13 protein-coding genes are annotated in these 17,543 nt (G+C 41.0%); 8 read left to right on the plus strand and 5 right to left on the minus strand.

Annotated features, from left to right (window positions below; all coding sequences use genetic code 11):
* Nucleotides 1-107: 107 nt before the first annotated feature.
* Both Q8W26_RS08345 and Q8W26_RS08350 read right to left on the minus strand, forming a co-directional pair.
* The gene (locus Q8W26_RS08345) at nt 108-2,114 is read right to left on the minus strand and encodes a hypothetical protein (protein ID WP_101215324.1); all 2,007 of its coding nucleotides are present in this window, start codon (nt 2,112-2,114) and stop codon (nt 108-110) included.
* 225 nt (nt 2,115-2,339) lie between these two features.
* The gene (locus tag Q8W26_RS08350) at nt 2,340-3,764 is read right to left on the minus strand and encodes a sodium-dependent transporter (protein ID WP_101215325.1); all 1,425 of its coding nucleotides are present in this window, start codon (nt 3,762-3,764) and stop codon (nt 2,340-2,342) included.
* Nucleotides 3,765-3,987: 223 nt separating this feature from the next.
* On the opposite strand from Q8W26_RS08350, the gene Q8W26_RS08355 reads away from it, so the two are divergent.
* Together Q8W26_RS08355 and Q8W26_RS08360 are read left to right on the plus strand one after the other, a co-directional pair.
* Nucleotides 3,988-5,757 (plus strand): ABC transporter ATP-binding protein/permease, encoded by a 1,770-nt coding sequence (locus Q8W26_RS08355; RefSeq protein WP_101215326.1) that lies wholly within the window; start codon nt 3,988-3,990, stop codon nt 5,755-5,757.
* 21 nt (nt 5,758-5,778) lie between these two features.
* Entirely contained in the window at nt 5,779-6,576 is a 798-nt protein-coding gene (locus tag Q8W26_RS08360; protein ID WP_101215327.1) for an ion transporter, read from the plus strand.
* On the opposite strand, the gene Q8W26_RS08365 is transcribed toward Q8W26_RS08360, so the two are convergent.
* The 3 genes from Q8W26_RS08365 to Q8W26_RS08375 are packed head-to-tail and all read right to left on the minus strand — an operon-like array spanning nt 6,577 to nt 10,926.
* Nucleotides 6,577-7,821: a hypothetical protein gene (locus Q8W26_RS08365; RefSeq protein ID WP_101215328.1), complete on the minus strand. Its 1,245-nt coding sequence runs from the start codon at nt 7,819-7,821 to the stop codon at nt 6,577-6,579.
* Complete coding sequence (locus Q8W26_RS08370; RefSeq protein WP_101215329.1) at nt 7,821-8,633, minus strand: outer membrane lipoprotein-sorting protein; 813 nt, start codon at nt 8,631-8,633, stop codon at nt 7,821-7,823. Before Q8W26_RS08370 ends, Q8W26_RS08365 begins: the two co-directional genes overlap by 1 nt.
* A complete protein-coding gene (locus Q8W26_RS08375) occupies nt 8,614-10,926 on the minus strand; it encodes an RND family transporter (RefSeq protein ID WP_101215330.1) in 2,313 nt (770 codons plus the stop codon). Before Q8W26_RS08375 ends, Q8W26_RS08370 begins: the two co-directional genes overlap by 20 nt.
* Nucleotides 10,927-11,157: 231 nt before the next feature.
* Here Q8W26_RS08375 and gap point away from each other — a divergent pair, with 231 nt between their 5' ends.
* The 6 genes from gap (at nt 11,158) to Q8W26_RS08405 (ending at nt 17,452) form a co-directional block, all read left to right on the plus strand.
* Nucleotides 11,158-12,213 (plus strand): type I glyceraldehyde-3-phosphate dehydrogenase, encoded by a 1,056-nt coding sequence (gene gap, locus Q8W26_RS08380; protein ID WP_101215331.1) that lies wholly within the window; start codon nt 11,158-11,160, stop codon nt 12,211-12,213.
* Nucleotides 12,214-12,265: 52 nt separating this feature from the next.
* Nucleotides 12,266-12,604: an MGMT family protein gene (locus Q8W26_RS08385; RefSeq protein WP_101215332.1), complete on the plus strand. Its 339-nt coding sequence runs from the start codon at nt 12,266-12,268 to the stop codon at nt 12,602-12,604.
* Between the two features lie 27 nt (nt 12,605-12,631).
* Nucleotides 12,632-14,101, plus strand: a complete 1,470-nt coding sequence (gene zwf, locus Q8W26_RS08390) for a glucose-6-phosphate dehydrogenase (RefSeq protein WP_101215333.1) — start codon at nt 12,632-12,634, stop codon at nt 14,099-14,101.
* A gap of 1 nt (nt 14,102) precedes the next feature.
* A complete protein-coding gene (pgl, locus tag Q8W26_RS08395) occupies nt 14,103-14,789 on the plus strand; it encodes a 6-phosphogluconolactonase (protein WP_305473066.1) in 687 nt (228 codons plus the stop codon).
* Nucleotides 14,790-14,804: 15 nt separating this feature from the next.
* Entirely contained in the window at nt 14,805-16,622 is a 1,818-nt protein-coding gene (gene edd, locus Q8W26_RS08400) for a phosphogluconate dehydratase (protein WP_101215335.1), read from the plus strand.
* A 185-nt stretch (nt 16,623-16,807) separates the two neighbouring features.
* Nucleotides 16,808-17,452 (plus strand): bifunctional 4-hydroxy-2-oxoglutarate aldolase/2-dehydro-3-deoxy-phosphogluconate aldolase, encoded by a 645-nt coding sequence (locus Q8W26_RS08405; RefSeq protein ID WP_101215336.1) that lies wholly within the window; start codon nt 16,808-16,810, stop codon nt 17,450-17,452.
* Nucleotides 17,453-17,543: the final 91 nt, after the last annotated feature.

Below are 17,543 nucleotides of genomic sequence, written 5' to 3' on the forward strand. Positions count from 1 at the left end.
GCCGATGTAATTGAAAATACACTGAAATAGGATAATAGCAAGTGCTTAAAGATGATTAAGCCACGAACGTGACCGATAAGATCAACGTTCGTGGTAATACGGAAGGTTTACTGTTTAATCCATTCCTCGGTCCAGTACTCGTAGAGGCCCGTTTCACTATCATCAGGTAAACTTAATAACGTATAGTCGGCAACCTTAAAGTTGAGGGTACCACCGTCAATGCTGGTGGCTGAGTAATATGTTTTAACGTCCACAAAATCAATGACTAACTGACCAAACTCTATTGACCAAGTAAAGCTTCCTGTACCGCCGTCATCGACCACTGTACCTGTGTTATCACTAGTAAGCGTGACTGTAAATTCCTCTCCAATTGAGGCTGTCCCGTTAAATGTACCTACAACGTCTGCCGCTGTTAGGTAAATTTGATCTGTTTGAGTATTTCCGATTCGTTTTGACACCCCAGAGCCTTCACCATCTTTCCAAATAATGACGTCACCAACAAGGTTGATAATCGATTGGTCATAGGTAGTCATTTGTTGGTTCACAGTGAGTGAGGCATTATTAATTTCTAGCAATGTAGTACTGCTGTCCCAGCTATAGCTACCTGCATTAAGCCCTGCTTCTGATGGGTCGTTAGTCACTTCCATAAACATAGTATCGTTTTGGAATACCGAGAGGAAGAACTCTCCATTAAGGTCACCATCATAAAAAGCGCCCACTAATGGGTTGGTTGGACTTTGCAGTCGAGCGAATGTTAATGTCTGCTCTGTACCATCTTCGGTGATTGATAGGGTCAGAGTATCGCCATCAACAGAAAGGCCATCGATGCTAGCGACATCTGATGCGGCAAAGTCACTCAAACCGTAACAACCGTTTGTATCTGTGGTAACGGCAAATGAGAATTGGCTGGTAGAAGGATTCCATGTATAGGTTCCTTTTTCATAGCCTGCACGACCCGTTTCATCGGCAGCAGTTGCTGGGTCATCACAACCCGTATCGACTTCTAAATCACGCTCTAATTGGATGTAGTGTCCGGTGTCAGTGAAAGTTAATGAAAAGTTGATACTGGAATTTATATCGGTCCAAGTATCATCAGCAATCCAAGTACCGACAATAGGTCTTTGAGTGGTTAAGTCACTATCTTGACTAATATCTTGTTTTGTTTCTTCGAGTAAAGTGGCATCGGAATCATTGACTGTAACGGTGAAGTCATCTGAGGTTGCTTTATCATCAATTAAATCGAGAGTTGAACTAACCCCATCAGGTAATGCATAGTCGTCGTTATCGACAACAATTTTGATCAGTGCTGCTAACGTGATTTTTTCATCAGTATCAACCGCCGCCTTAGCACTATCTAGCGCTTCTGCGGTTGTTGGTAAGCTACTATCACGGGTTAACAATGCAAACTCTGCAGTGGAAACGTTAGTAATGTTAACGCCAAAGTTTTCGTCTTTATCGAGTACGTTGTCACTGCCTGCTTGAGCCAGCAAGTTATCTAGGGAAGTAAGTTGTGAAACAAATTCAACTTCAGGGTTTAATGTACTATCACCTAACGCTTTGACCTGAACCAAGCTATTCTCGTTAAGTGACGAAGTATCTACAGTGATACTATAAATTCCATCTTCGTCGGCTGAGCCGGTAAACTTTTGCCCGTCAACGAGTAGTTCGACGGCTGCAAATGGAATCACTTTATCGGTAACTAAACCTGTGATGGTGACACTGGTTATTTTTCGAGTGATGGTAATTGTAATTGTTTCGGTTGCGCTAGCACCTTCATTGTCCGTAACAATTAATTCAAGCACGAGCTCGGTATCTGTATCGACGTCAGGTGCAACAAAGCTAATTTCTTGTGATGTCGCATTAACTATATTGACTTGAGGGCCTGACTTGACTGACCAATTATAGCTAGCAACAGAACCATCGCTGTCTGATGCGCTACCATTTAGAGATAATGTCTGCCCTTCTTGTATCCTTTGCTCACCATTGATCATGACTGACGGGGCTTTATTGGGGTCATCGTTATCATCACTCGATGAGCTACCACACCCGAAAAGTAAGCCGCAGCTCAATGCGATGGCCGTTAAATTGAAGCCAGATTTTGTTAGTGAAGTCATATTTCATTCCTATTGTTTTAGCGAAACAGTGACGTGATAGATAGAAGTGACGCCAAGTTAAGGTGAGTTACATACTATCTGAAGGTAGAGCATCTAGAGAGGGAAATCAATAATAATTATTTAGGATGAGAACTTTTTATACAGTAGTTCTTTGGTTGTGAAATGCCGCAACTTAATTATTGATTAAGCTGCGGTTTTCATACGGTGTGTGATGATTGTTATTGATTAGAAACCAAACAATGAAGAGCTAAAATACTTTTGTGCCACAGTATTAATGAAAATAGCCAACAAAATTACTGGGATAAAGGTACTTAATGAAAAGTTAATGTACTTTTGCATCAGTGAACCTTCAAACTCATCATTACCCACACTTAGCTCTTTATTGAGCTCATGACGCTTCCAGCGATAACTAACAAATAGACAAACTAGTAAACCATTAAGCGGTAAAATAGTGTCATAAAATAAGTCATAGATTATATCAAAGAAGGACTTCATCCCGCCGCCGTAAGTGACCATCTCTGTGAAAAATGCAACCATACCAAATGATAAAGCACAGGCGACAGTTAAACCGCCACCGATAGCACCCACTCGTGTCAGAGCTTGCTTACGTGTTTTGTTCTTTTCGTCGATTAAATAAGCGACAGGTACTTCGATAATTGAAACGAGTGAAGTGATGGCCGCAAAAAAGACTAATAAGAAAAACAATGTTGCAATTGCACTAGCGGCGAAGAAACCAATACTTGTTTGCAGTGCTAAAAATATTTTTGGTAATAAGACAAAAATTAAGCTAACCGATGAATCACTTAACTCGCTCGGGTTAACATCAGGGTTAAATGAGAAAATTGCTGGGAGAATCATTAAACCGGCAATAAAAGCGACACTAGTGTCGGTTAAGGCCACCATCTTCGCTGAGCTAACAATGTTAGTTTTTCGGCTTAAGTATGAGCCATAAGTCAGCAAGATCCCCATTCCTAGTGATAAAGAAAAGAAAGCTTGTGATAGCGCACCATTCACAACTGAGGCGGTAATTTTATCAAATTGAGGAATGATATAGAAAGATATTCCAGCGCTTGCGTTATCAAGGGTTAATACAAAACCAACTAGAGCTAATAGCATGACAAAAAGCGCTGGCATGAGAATTTTCGACGCTTTTTCGATGCCATCTTGAACGCCTAGCTTCAAGATTAAGTAAATAATTGCTGCGACACCGAGCATAGCCGCAAAAATGTAAGGGCTATTAATGTATTGGCCAAAACTATCTGGACTGGCTAGGTATTCGAGTTCTCCTACCGCAGCCATAATTAAATAGCCGAGGATCCATACGCTGATCACAGTATAGAAAACCCCGATCATAAACGGAGTGATAACACCAATTAAACCTGCTCCACGCCAAAATGGTTGTTGCCCTGACAAAGTGCCAAACGCACCCACGGGACCCTTTTTAGTGTGTCGACCCATTGCAAATTCAGCGACCATGACTGGTAGACAAATTAATATTACAAAAATAGCGTAAATGACTAAGAAGGCCCCACCGCCATTTTTAGCCGCATTAACTGGAAAACCAACTAAATTACCAATACCTACTGCAGAACCTGCAGCAGCAAGAATAAATCCAAGCTTGGAGCTAAATTGCTCTCTATTATCGTTCATAAATAGCCTTTTTTATAATTATGTTAACTTTATGTTGTTAACTTTTACTGCTTGATGCTAGCAAGCTTTTTTAAGAAAGTCTCACCTTTGCTCACTGAAATTGATACTTTGTTAAATTTGTCATGTTTCAAATGATGTTGTGATGGCTTAATAGACCATTTATTACTGACATTTCAGAGCTGAGTCAGTAAAATTCACTTTTTTGCTAAGTAGAGTTGTCGCTATGCGCGCCGGACGTCATATTGATGTGCCAGATAAGATTAATTGGTCAGTTTTTAAAACATTAATTCCTTACCTCGTTGAATATAAAAGCCGTGTTTTTATTGCACTTAGTTGTTTGATTTTAGCTAAGGTTGCCACCGTAAGCTTACCTTTTGTCCTAAAGTATATTGTTGATGATTTGGATAGTGAGCAACTTCAATTGATTGCAGCTCCAGTGATGTTAGTCGTTGCTTATGGTGCGTTACGACTTTCTTCGGTGCTGTTAGGTGAAGTGCGCGACACCGTATTTGGTCGAGTCACTGAGCGCGCAATGCGCCGTGTTGGGTTGCGGGTATTTAATCACTTGCATCGCTTAGATTTAGACTTTCATTTGAATCGACAAACGGGTGGGCTGTCACGAGATATGGAGCGAGGTGTGTCTGGGATAAGCTTCGTGATGCGCTTTATGGTATTTAATATTGTGCCGACATTAATTGAGTTTTGCTTTGTTGTCGGCATATTATTAATTAATTATGAAGTTAGCTTTGCGTTGATTATTACTCTCGCGGTGGTCAGTTACGCACTATTTTCTGTTAAAGCGACACAGTGGCGAACTCGGTTCGTTCGAGAGTCTAATATTGCTGACTCAACAAGTAACACTCGTGCCATTGATAGCTTGATCAATTATGAGACAGTGAAATACTTTGGTAATGAGACTTTTGAAGAGCAACAATATGATAAACAGCTAGCGCTATGGGAACAGGCTAAGCGCAAAAATCGCTTATCGTTATTTACCTTAAATGGTGGGCAAGCATTGATAATCGCTTGTGCGATGACGGCGATGATGGGGTTAGCGGCAAGTAATGTTGTTGCCGGTAATATGACCATTGGTGATTTTGTACTAATCAATGCGTTTACGATGCAAATATTTATGCCACTTAACTTTCTTGGTTTTGTTTATCGCGAGATAAGAGGCTCCCTTGCTAATATAGAGCAGATGTTTACTTTGCTAACTAAACAATCGAGCATCGCCGATAAGCCTTCAGCGCAAGACCTTGTATTATCAACAGGAAAAATTGATTTTAAAGATGTCGACTTTCGTTATCACCGTGAACGTGAGATCTTGACTCGGGTTAGCTTTAGTATTGAGCCCGGGCAAAAGGTGGCTGTTGTCGGTGCCAGTGGCAGCGGTAAATCAACCTTAGTGAAGCTGTTATTTCGCTTTTATGATGTTACCGATGGAACTATTTTAATCGATAATCAGGATATTCGTGATATTACTCAAGCTTCTCTACGTCAAGCGATTGGAATCGTACCTCAAGATACAGTGTTATTTAATGATACCATTTTTGATAATGTTCGTTATGGTCGCCCTGAGGCGTCAGATGACGAGGTGAATAGGGCGATCGATTTAGCTCACTTACGAGGCTTTATTGAGAGTTTGCCTGACAAAGAAAAGACTAAAGTGGGTGAACGTGGTTTAAAACTCTCTGGTGGGGAAAAACAACGTGTTGCTATTGCAAGAACGATTTTGAAACAACCTGCTGTATTAGTGTTTGATGAGGCAACGTCATCATTAGATAGCTACAGTGAACAACAAATTATGGCAGCCATCAATGAAATCACTGCTGATAACACCAGTCTGGTGATCGCGCACCGTTTATCAACCATCATTGATGCCGATAAAATTTTGGTTATGAAACAAGGCAAAATTATCGAACAAGGGACTCACCCTGAACTTTTAGCACAGCAAGGCGAATATGCCAAGTTGTGGCAACTTCAACAGCAATAAATGGAATAGTACGAGTTAACAATGAACTTTCAGACATTACAAGCTTATTCACAACGCATAAAATCAAACAAGGTATTTGAGATCTTTGTTATCTCAGTTATTGTTTTATCTGCGTTATTAATTGGTGCAAAAACTTATCACCTACCCAACTATGCTTTAGGCGCATTGGCATTATTTGACTGGTTTATAACGGCAATCTTCTTATTTGAAATTGTGATACGTTTTGTCGCCGATGATGATAAAAAGCGCTTTTTCACCAAAGGGTGGAATATTTTTGACACTTTAATTGTCGTGGTGAGTTTAATCCCAATTGAAGATAGCGAACTTGCGTTAGTTGGACGCTTAATCCGTATCTTTCGTGTGATGCGGATGATCTCTTTTGTCCCGGAACTGCGCATGCTGCTTAATTCATTATTACGTGCGCTGCCGCAGTTAGGCTACGTAGTTTTATTAATGTTCATTATCTTCTATATTTATGCGGCTATTGGCTCTAGCTTCTTCGCGGGCATAAATACAGACTTGTGGGGTGATATCTCCATTGCAATGCTGACATTATTCCGCGTCATGACGTTTGAGGATTGGACTGACGTGATGTATGAAGTGATGAATGTCTATAGCTTTGGTTGGATTTATTTCTTGTCGTTTATTTTCTTAACCACCTTTGCTTTCTTAAATATGGTGATTGGTATCGTAGTTAATGTGTTAGAGGATGAGCACGCTAAAGAGCGAGCTCAAAAAGATCTCGATGATGGCAAGCTAACGATTGAAGATTTGTCTAAGCAAATAGAAGAACTAAAAGTCTTAATTGCTAAAAAATAGCTAGAAATAATATTTTAATTCTAATTGAACAAAGCTATCTTGGCGTAGAGGGTGTGATGGGGCTAGTGAGTTGTCACTATCAAACCACCATACTTCTACGGCAAGCTTAGTATTTTCACCTAAACGAGTATTAGCTTCAATTAACGCACTGCGGCTGTTATGTTTCAAGTCAAAATTGATACCCGCGAGTAACTCCGATGACGAAAAGTCGTTAAACGCCCATCGCGTGGCAACAAATAAATTATCTTGAAAAACAGATTGGCTGCGTTGATCAACACTGTGCTCTATAAGTACCCCTATGTCATATTGTGTCTCAAGTGCTTGAGTGAACGTATACTCAAAACCAATGGTACTGGCAAAAAAGCTATTGTTCTTTGCTAGTAAACCAATAGCAGTATATTGGTTAGTGAGTTTTTTTTGTTGCTCATAACTTAGCTCAAACTTCCATAAACTACTATCGAGCGTGAGCTGAATATCACTGCTATAAACACGTGTTTGCCGATAGAAAGGGGTGAGTGTCGGCATTTCTTTTTTTACAATATTCGGTATGAAATCAGGGGAGCGTGATGTGCCATCAAAAACATTTAAACCAAACTCCCAATCATCGTAAAGAGCATTAATACGCATAGCTAAATCAATGTTCTTTTGTTGCTGTTTTGATTGATATAATGGGGTGTCAGTGACGAGTAGTGGAAATCGTAACCTTGCTGGCGCTGTTTGAAACTTTGGCTGGGAAAAATAAGGCATTACAAAAAATTCGATACTGCCCCAATCTTTAATTAAACTAAGCTGTGCCATTAATTGACCTAACTTATCCTCGCCGTCAGGCGATGATATTTGATCTGTTGGGTTAATAATATCAACTAAATGACGTGACTCGGTAACGCCCCAAAATACCACCTTAGACCCTAAGGAAAACTCATAAGCTTCACCGAGCGGGTTTTGTCCCAAATGGAGCCAATAGGCCTGCTTAAAAAGAAATTGAGAGCGATTATCATCGACGGTATCGTAACGATAGAAAGGGTTGATGGTTAGGCTATCGGAACCTAGCTCATTTTCCCAATAGATTTCGCTATCGATAAATACATTGGTTTGGTTAGACTTTTGCTGAGGCAGCAGGGGCTGCTGCCAAAAATGTCTCTGCTCAAGACCAACATGATTATTAAACTGCATTTGAGCGTTGGCACTCGTGCCAAGTAATAACGCCATCAAACCCAGTGATTGTAAAATGGCTAGCCTTTTCATTATTTAATTCGCTTTAAACTGTTTTTATTAAAGTCTTTGGTTGAGAAATTAACATCAAACGATAAGCTTTCGGTGATGATTTCAGTGGACTTGCCGGTTAAGTGATTAACCATAATAGCTTGATGGGCACGCCAATATTGATCTTTATAGAGATTATATTGAGATGAGGATAGTGTTTTTAGTAAGGATTTTTTACGGTCATAAAACTCAATCTTGTGCACTCTTAGGTGGTTAGTATCAAGCCAGGTGATTGTTTTACTATATCCAGAATAACGATCTGTTGGTGTAGCCTCAATGACATGGCATTGCTGAGCACCGCAGGGTTCTTGGCGTAGAAATAAAAAACTATACTTTTCAATTTCAAACGAACTTAAGTCTTCGTATGCGAATTCACTGCCCATAAAGGGGCCGGATTTATTTCTAGACGATATACGTTTCACACGTTTTAGTGCCGGTAAGTACAGCCATTGGTCGTCATTTTTCGTGATATGAGAAAAGTTTAAAAAAGCCGTTCCTTTGATATCTCTTGGTGTGTCAAATATAGTTAGCCCTTTATCGCCATCCCCCTCTACTTCTAACGCGCGGCTTCTAAATTTGCGAATGCTGATATCGCCTTGAGCATTTTTTAAAATCATTTGGGATTGTGACTCGCTGCTCTGCCAACCTTTATCGGCGGCTTTTCTCGCTTGAGCTATCGCGAGTCCTTTTGCGGCGGGGTCGCTGATATCAAATGTTTGCTCGGCGGCAAATGAAATGTTAGTGAGTGCTAACGTTATGCCTAATATAGTCAGCTTAAGTGGATTGAGGGTCATTGCTTAGCTCCTTGTGGCTCACTGATTTGTCGAAAATAAGTAAAAATGCCGGCAATAGTAGAAAATCTACTATTAGTGCAATTGTGATAATAACTGCGGTTAATAGCCCCATATCAGCGTTCATTTTAAAGTTTGATAGGGTTAAAATCATAAAGCCAATTGTGAGAACCACAGTGGTAATCCACAAGGCTTTACCGACATGTTCAAAGGCTTCTTTGATGGAATCTTCGGCATTGAGCCCTTGTTTACGAGCGATGTTGTATTTGCTTAAAAAGTGAATCGTATCATCAACAACGATACCTAAGGTAATACTTGTTACAACTGATAATGCTAAGTTGATATTGCCATCAAGGATAGCCCAGATCCCAAAGCCAATAGCTGCAGGGGCAATATTAGGCAGTAAGCTGATAAAACCTAAGCGCTTAGAGCGAAGAGAGAGGCCTACTAGCATTGAAATCAACACCAAAGCTATCGCGCTGCCTAATAACATACTACTCATATTTCGTTCACCGATATGCGCAAAAACAAGGGCTGTGCTAGCCATGCCAACTTTTAGGTCGCTAGCATGTTGTTCAAACCAATGAACTGCGCGTTGTTCGATGGCGAGAAGCTCATCTGAGCCTGAGCTTTTAAAGTTGGCCATCACACGGGTTGCAGACTTGTCGATATTTAATTGATTATTTAAGTCGAGGCCATAAGGCAGACTCATCTCATACATCAACAGGTATTGCGCGCTAAGCTCACGCGACTCAGGTAGTCGGTAAAAAGCTTCTTTGTCGCCATGCATATTTTTGTTGAGTCGTTTTATAGTTGTAGTGATTGTGCTGACATGATCTGTCTCTGGTTGTTGCTCTAGCCATAGTACAAATTGATCGACCAACGCAAGAAATTCAGGCTTATTTATACCGTTCGTTTCACCACTATCAATTGAGAAGCTGATCGATGTGATCCCTGCAAGGTGCTCTCCCATATAGTCAGTCGCTTGTCTAAACTCTGTCTTTGGTGAAAAATATTCAACGGCTACATCGTTAATTTTGTTAGTAAATAACATTGCACTAATCGCAATGACTATTAATGAACCTATTATTGCTACATTTCGGTAGTGTGCTATTACAAAGTTGGCAATTGAAATAAAAGGGCTTTGTTTTTGCGATGGTGATGGTGCTGAGAGTTTTACGATGGCAAGCAGTGCCGGGTATAGCGTCACTGAGAGTACAAAGGCCAACATAACCCCGATGGCTACTAAATTACCGAGATCACGCATTGCTGGGGAGTAAGAAAAGTTGAGAGTTAAAAAACCAATGCTAGTGGTAATACTGGTTAGAAAAATGGGCATGAAATTAAGTTGATAGCTTTTGATGATTGCTTCATTCTTCTCCATGCCTTTTTGCATCGCATAAAAAACCCCAGAGACGAGGTGAACACAATCGGCTACGGCCAATGTCATGACGATTGTTGGAACACTGACAGTGGTTGTCGTTAAGTCAATCCCCAACCATCCGGCAAGCCCCATCGTTGCGCCAATGCTTGTCACGATAATAATAAGCGAGGCAAACATAGCGGTTAATGAGCGTAGTAGAATCGCCAATAAGATAACAATAGCGACAAACATAATTGGAATTAGGGTTTCAGCGTCTTGTTGTGACTCATCGGCAAACGCTTTGTTCATTGCAATCACCCCAGAGAGGTGAAAATCGACTTCGGGATATTTCGCTTTATATTCTTCGATTAATCGTGTGACATAGTCGCCAGTTTGCGGCAACTCGGCGACGAAATCCTTACCCGGTAACTGAATGGTGACATTAATTACTGTTGATGACTTATCGGGAGCAATGAGCTTTTTTAACAGCGCAGGTTCATTTAATGCAATTGATTGCATTGAGGCGATCTTCTGTGGATTTAGATCGTCGAGTTCAAGCAGTAAATCTTCTACATATAAGTCGTCTTCAATGGATTGGGTGTGTTGATAGTTGGTGATGGAATCTACGCGTATTGAGTGGGGGATTTGCCATGCTTGATCAGTTAATTGCCAAACTAATGATAAGGTTTGCTTCGTAAACACCTCTCCATCTTTAGGGGCAACGATAATGGCAACATTATCACTTTTATTAAAGTTGGCCTGCATCGAATCAAAGGCGAGCAAGTTAGGATCATCTTGGCCAAAAAACACCCGGTAATCACCATTGAACTGAAGGTTCTTTCCTCCGGCGGCGGCAACAATAATAACTAACAATAATAGCAAGACACTAAGAAAGCGATGCCTGACTAAAAACGTAGCCATGGTTTTAAGCATGAGCAACTCTCCCTAGTTGAGCTATTGAATTAAAATCAAGAGTTTTAATGAATGACCATTCTAGTATAACGGCTCGATTAAAACCAAGACTAATTTTGTATAAAAAATATCAGTGATTGCGTAATAAAAACAAATTAAAATGATATTTCTCTTGTTTTAAGTTCATTTGTTGTGTACTTTCGTAATTAAATTACATAAATGATTTTTTCAAATCGTGAAAAGGTGAAGAAAATGGCAATTAAAGTCGCAATAAATGGTTATGGTCGTATTGGTAGAAATGTACTTCGTGCTTTGTATGAAGAACAACAAGATTCGCCAGTAAAAATTGTAGCAATTAATGATTTAGGCGATAGTGCTTCAAGTGCTCACCTGACACAGTTTGATTCAGTTCATGGCCGTTTTAACGCTGACGTTCACTACGCCGACGGTGTAATGTCTGTTAATAATGATGAAATTAAGATGTTTAGTGAGCGTGATCCTAAACAACTGCCTTGGCAGGATCTTGATGTTGATATCGTTTTCGAATGTACGGGTATCTTCACGTCTAAAGAAGCGGTTCAGCCTCACTTAGAAGCAGGCGCTAAAAAAGTCATTATCTCTGCACCGGCAAAGAATGTTGATGCAACAGTTGTTCACGGTGTTAACCACGATACGTTAACGCAAGAAATGACAGTTATCTCAAATGCTTCTTGTACAACAAACTGTTTAGCACCTTTTGCTAAAGTATTAAATGATGAAATTGGTATTGAGTCAGGCCTGATGACAACGATTCACGCATACACCAATGACCAAGTGTTATCTGATGTTTGCCATAGTGACTTACGTCGTGCTCGTGCCGCTGCAATGTCTATGATCCCAACCAATACTGGTGCCGCTGCAGCCGTTGGATTAGTTGTTCCTGAGTTAAAAGGTAAGTTTGACGGTATGGCTGTTCGTGTACCAACGTCAAACGTGTCGCTTGTTGATTTGTCTTTCATCGCTAAGCGCGATACGAGTATTGAAGAAATTAACCAACTTGTTGCTGAAGCTGCCTGTCAGGCGCCACTAAGTGGTGTATTAGGTGTTAATACGCTTCCACTTGTTTCTATCGATTTTAATCACAACCCGCTCTCTTCGGTTTTTGATGCGACGCAAACGCGTGTGTCTGGTCGTTTGGTTAAAGTGATGGCTTGGTATGATAACGAGTGGGGCTTTAGTAACCGCATGTTAGATAACGCGGTTGCATTATTTAATGCACCAGCGGCGGTTGATGTAAAAAAGTTAGCAAAAGAAGCTGAGGTCGCTTAACTCTTAAGCGGCTCAAGGGGATTAATCGGTCAAACTACGTTAGAATCTAACAATGAAAGATTCTTACCAACGCATATTAGCTGTAGTTAAATTAATTCCCTTTGCACACGTTGCTAGTTACGGTCAAGTTGCCGATCTAGCAGGTTTACCCAATCGAGCTCGGTTGGTCAGCAAAGCTTTAAAAGTGGCTACAGATAATAGCGACATACCATGGCACCGAGTAGTTAATAGCCAAGGTTATGTGTCCATTCCTAAAAGTGAGCCTGCCTATCAACAACAATTAAACTTGTTGCGTGATGAAGGTGTCGAACTTAAGGGAACAAAAGTCAATTTCATTAAACATCGCTGGCAACCGAGTATTGAGACTTTGTTGTTTGAATTAAGTTATTAAGTGAAGGGTCCCGCAAGGGCAAAGAACATGACTACAGATAAAAAAACACACCCTACCGATATCGTCTTATTTGGCTGTCAAGGTGACTTAACTCGCCGTAAACTCCTGTCTTCGTTATACCAATTAGAAAAAGCTAACTTATTAGACGCTGATAGCCGTGTGATTGGTGTCGCTCGAGAGCAATTTTCACCTCAAGAGTATCAAAGCCAAGTTCAAGCGAGTCTCGCTGAATTCATCAATGAAGAGCTTGACCAAGATGCTGTTGAACGCTTTGTAAGTAAAGTTAGCTACATCGATATGAATTTAACCGATGTTGAAAGTTACGCTAAATTAAAGCAAGTCATTGCAGACAGCTCTAATCCACTCATTAACTATTTTGCTGTACCAGCCTCGATTTATGGCAGTATTTGTCAAGGTTTAGCAAGTGCCGGTTTAAATCACGAACAATCACGCGTGGTGTTAGAGAAGCCAATTGGTCATGATTTATTATCGTCAAACGAAGTTAACGATCAAGTTGCTGAATACTTTAATGAGCATCAAACTTACCGTATCGATCATTACCTAGGTAAAGAGACCGTACTTAACTTACTTGATTTACGTTTCGCCAACTCGCTCTTTTCATCTAAGTGGGATAACAGCACCGTTGACCACGTTCAAATCAGTGTTGCTGAGGAAGTGGGAATCGAAGGTCGTTGGGGTTATTTTGACCAAGCTGGTCAAATGCGCGATATGCTGCAAAACCATTTAATTCAAATTTTAACCTTAGTTGCTATGGATCCACCGCTAAGTTTGGATGCTGATAATATTCGTGATGAAAAAGTTAAAGTATTAAAGGCATTAAAACCTATTAACGTTGAAAACGTTTTTGAAAACAGTGTCCGTGGTCAATATGCTAACGGTTTCCTTCAAGGGAAAGAAGTTCCTGGTTACCTCGAAGAAGAGGGGGCTAATACCCAATCGAATACAGAAACTTTTGTTGCACTAAAAGCTGAAATCGATAACTGGCGCTGGGCCGGTGTACCGTTTTATTTAAGAACGGGTAAACGCATGGCCAACAAAGTCTCTGAGATTGTGGTTTACTTTAAAAATCCAGCACATAACTTATTTAAAGAGCACTACCGAGAACTCCCACCGAATAAGCTAACAATTCGATTACAGCCTCAAGAGGGCGTTGAAATTCAAATGCTTAATAAGGTTCCTGGTTTGGAAGCAACTCAACGCCTACAAACCACTAAATTGGATTTAAGTTTTAACCAAGCTTTTGAAAATGAGCGTATTGCAGATGCTTATGAGCGTTTATTACTAGAAGTCATTCGTGGTAATCAAGCACTATTCGTTCGTCGTGACGAAGTTGAAGCATCTTGGAGTTGGTGTGACGGAATTCTATCGGCATGGCAAAGCACCGGTCAGCCGTTAACTACCTATCCTGCTGGTAGTTCGGGCCCTGTTGCATCAGTTGGTTTAATTGCTCGTGATGGCCGAGCGTGGGACGAATAAAATGAATATTAGTAACTTTAAAACGCCGGCATTAATGACGGCACACTTAGCACAAGAAATAGAAGCAAAGTTAACGCAAGCAATTAGCGAAAATGGCAAAGCAACATTACTTGTTTCTGGCGGTAAATCACCAATTGCATTGTTTGAACTATTAAATCAGCGCGACTTGGATTGGTCAAAGGTGATTATCTCATTAGTGGATGATCGTTGGGTTGGTACTGACAACAGTGATAGTAATGAACGCTTAGTCAATCAATACCTGTTAGTAAATAAAGCGGCAGCAGCTCAATTTGTTGGTTTAGTTGGATCACAAGAATCTGCGTTTGATGGTATTGGTGATGCTGTAGAGCGAATCAATGACATTGCCCAAATTGATGTCATGATTCTGGGTATGGGTGAAGACGGTCATACGGCTTCGATTTTCCCGTGCTCGAGTCAAGTGCATGATGCAATGTCTGCTGATAATAAGCAGCGTTTAATTGCGGTCGAACCAACAACTGCACCTTACCAACGTATCAGTTTCACATTAAATGAAATTTTAGCCGCTAAACAAGTTTACTTACCATTAAGTGGTGAGAAAAAACTGGCTGTGTTTGAACAAGCACAACAATTGAGCGACTTAGCCCAAATGCCAATTAGCGCTGTCATTAAACAACATAATGCACTTGATGTATTAGTTAGCGAATAGATTAGAGAGTAAATCATGAATCCGGTTATCCAACGTGTTACACAGCGAATCATTGAACGAAGTAAAGCGACCCGCCAGGCTTATTTAGAAAAAATAGCTGCGGCTCGCAGCAAGGGACCAATGCGTGGTGCTTTATCTTGCGGTAACTTGGCTCATGGTGTTGCTGCTTGTAGTAAAGCTGAAAAAGACGATCTTAAATCATTAACTAAAGCAAATATCGGTATTGTTTCATCGTATAACGATATGCTGTCAGCACATCAGCCTTATGAGACTTACCCTCGTCAGTTAAAAGCTGCGATTGCTAAAGAAGGCAGTGTTGCACAATTTGTTTCAGGTGTACCTGCGATGTGCGATGGTGTGACTCAAGGTCAACCTGGCATGGAACTTAGCTTATTAAGCCGTGACGTGATTGCAATGACTACGGCCGTTGGTTTGTCACATAACATGTTCGATGGCGCGTTAATGCTAGGCATCTGTGACAAGATTGTTCCTGGATTACTGTTAGGTTCATTAAGCTTTGGTCACTTACCTACTATTTTTGTACCAGCGGGCCCAATGCCTTCTGGTATACCAAATAAGCAAAAAGCCGCCGTTCGCCAAGCATACGCTAAAGGTGAAGCTGGTGAAGATGAATTATTAGATGCAGAAATGTCTTCATACCACTCTGCTGGTACTTGTACTTTTTATGGTACAGCTAATTCAAACCAGCTAGTTATTGAGATGATGGGTCTGCAACTGCCGGGTTCTTCGTTTGTGCCTCCAAATGGCGGTCTACGCACGGCATTGACCGATTTTGCTGGTAAGCAAGTCAGCCGTATAACTGAGCAAGGTGGTAGCTATTTACCGATTGGTGAGATTGTTGATGAAAAATCAATGGTTAACGGTATTGTTGGTTTATTAGCTACGGGCGGTTCAACTAACCTAACTATGCACTTAGTCGCGGTAGCAAAAGCGGCTGGTATCTTAATCGATTGGTCGGATATGGCAGAACTTTCGACCGCAATCCCACTTTTAACACGTATTTACCCGAACGGTGAAGCTGATGTTAATCACTTCCACCAAGCTGGTGGTATGGCCGTATTAGTCCGTGAGTTACTAAAAGGTGGCTACTTACATAATGATGTTAAGACTATTGTTGGTGAAGGATTAGAGCGCTACACCCTTGTACCGACGATGATCGACGGGCAATTAGACTGGGTAGATGCACCAGAGAAAAGCGGTGATGAAACAGTACTAACAAGTATTGATAAGCCGTTCCAACATCATGGTGGTTTACAGCTGCTTGCTGGTAACTTAGGACGTGGTGTTATTAAAACATCATCACTGACTGATGAACAATTAATTGTTGAAGCACCAGCTGTTATTTTCGAAAGTCAGCATGACTTAGATAAAGCGTTCCAAGCCGGTGATTTAAATAAAGACTGTGTTGTTGTGGTTCGTTTCCAAGGTCCTCGCGCTATCGGTATGCCGGAGCTTCATAAATTAACGCCGCCATTATCGGTTCTACAAGGTCAGGGCTATAAAGTTGCACTTGTTACTGATGGCCGCATGTCTGGTGCCTCAGGTAATGTCCCGGCTGCAATTCATATGACGCCAGAAGCTATTGACGGTTCATTATTAGCCAAAGTTGTAGAGGGCGACTTGATTCGTCTTGATGCTGAAACCGGTGAATTAACATTATTAGTCGATCAAGCTGAGCTTGACGCTCGTCAAGAAGCTGTTCCTGCATTAGCTGAAAGCCGTATAGGTATGGGACGTGAAATGTTTGGCTCGATGCGTAGTAATCTTTCTGGTGCAGAGCAAGGTGCTTGCTCACTGTTCGCCGAAGGTTAAATCTAATTTTATGTGGCCTAGTGCCGCATTAAGCTGATAAGAAAGTTTCACTAGATGACTTTTGGAGAAGGGACGCTTCATCTCTTATCAGCTGCTAGTCCTAATTATTAATATTACAGAATTATCGTTTGATTTTACGTGATAGATAACACTAAAAATCAACAGAAGCAAAAAGGAAATCATCAATGAGCAGTAATAATTGGCAATTACAACCGAGTGAGCTTTTTGCCGCAGGTCCTGTTGTACCAGTAATTGTTATCAGCAAAATAGAGCAAGCATTACCTTTAGCCAAAGCATTATTAGATGGTGGCATTCGAGTAATGGAAGTTACTTTACGCACTGAGTGCGCCGTTGAAGCGATACGCGTTATTGCCAAAGAGTATCCAGAGTCTTTAATCGGTTCAGGTACGGTGATTAACGCTGAACAGCTCGCTCAAGTAACCGAAGCTGGAGCTAAATTTGCCATTAGTCCGGGTTCAACCCCTGCACTATTGGCACAAGCCGCGGAAGGCTCAATCCCTTTAATTCCAGGGGTGGTTAGCCCTTCGGAGTTAATGAGTGGTATCGAGCTTGGTTATGATCACTTTAAGTTTTTCCCTGCGGAGTCTAATGGTGGCTCTAAAGCGTTAAAATCATTGGGAGCACCGTTTAAAGGTATTAAATTCTGCCCAACTGGTGGTATTTCTCTACACAATGCCCCTGAATACTTAGCGCTTGATGCTGTTAGTTGTATCGGGGGCAGTTGGATCGTTCCTCTTGACCTTGTCGAGGCGGGTGAGTGGCAACAAATTACTCAACTTTGTAAAGAAGCAGTAGCAGCGCTTAGCTAGGCGCTTAAAACCTTAGCTCTACAATTTGAATTACTCCTTGAGTGTTGTTTTCGCCACACCTTGCTTTGTGCTCGGTGTGGTTTTTTTGTTT

Source organism: Psychrobium sp. 1_MG-2023, from assembly GCF_030689115.1.
GTDB lineage: Bacteria > Pseudomonadota > Gammaproteobacteria > Enterobacterales > Psychrobiaceae > Psychrobium.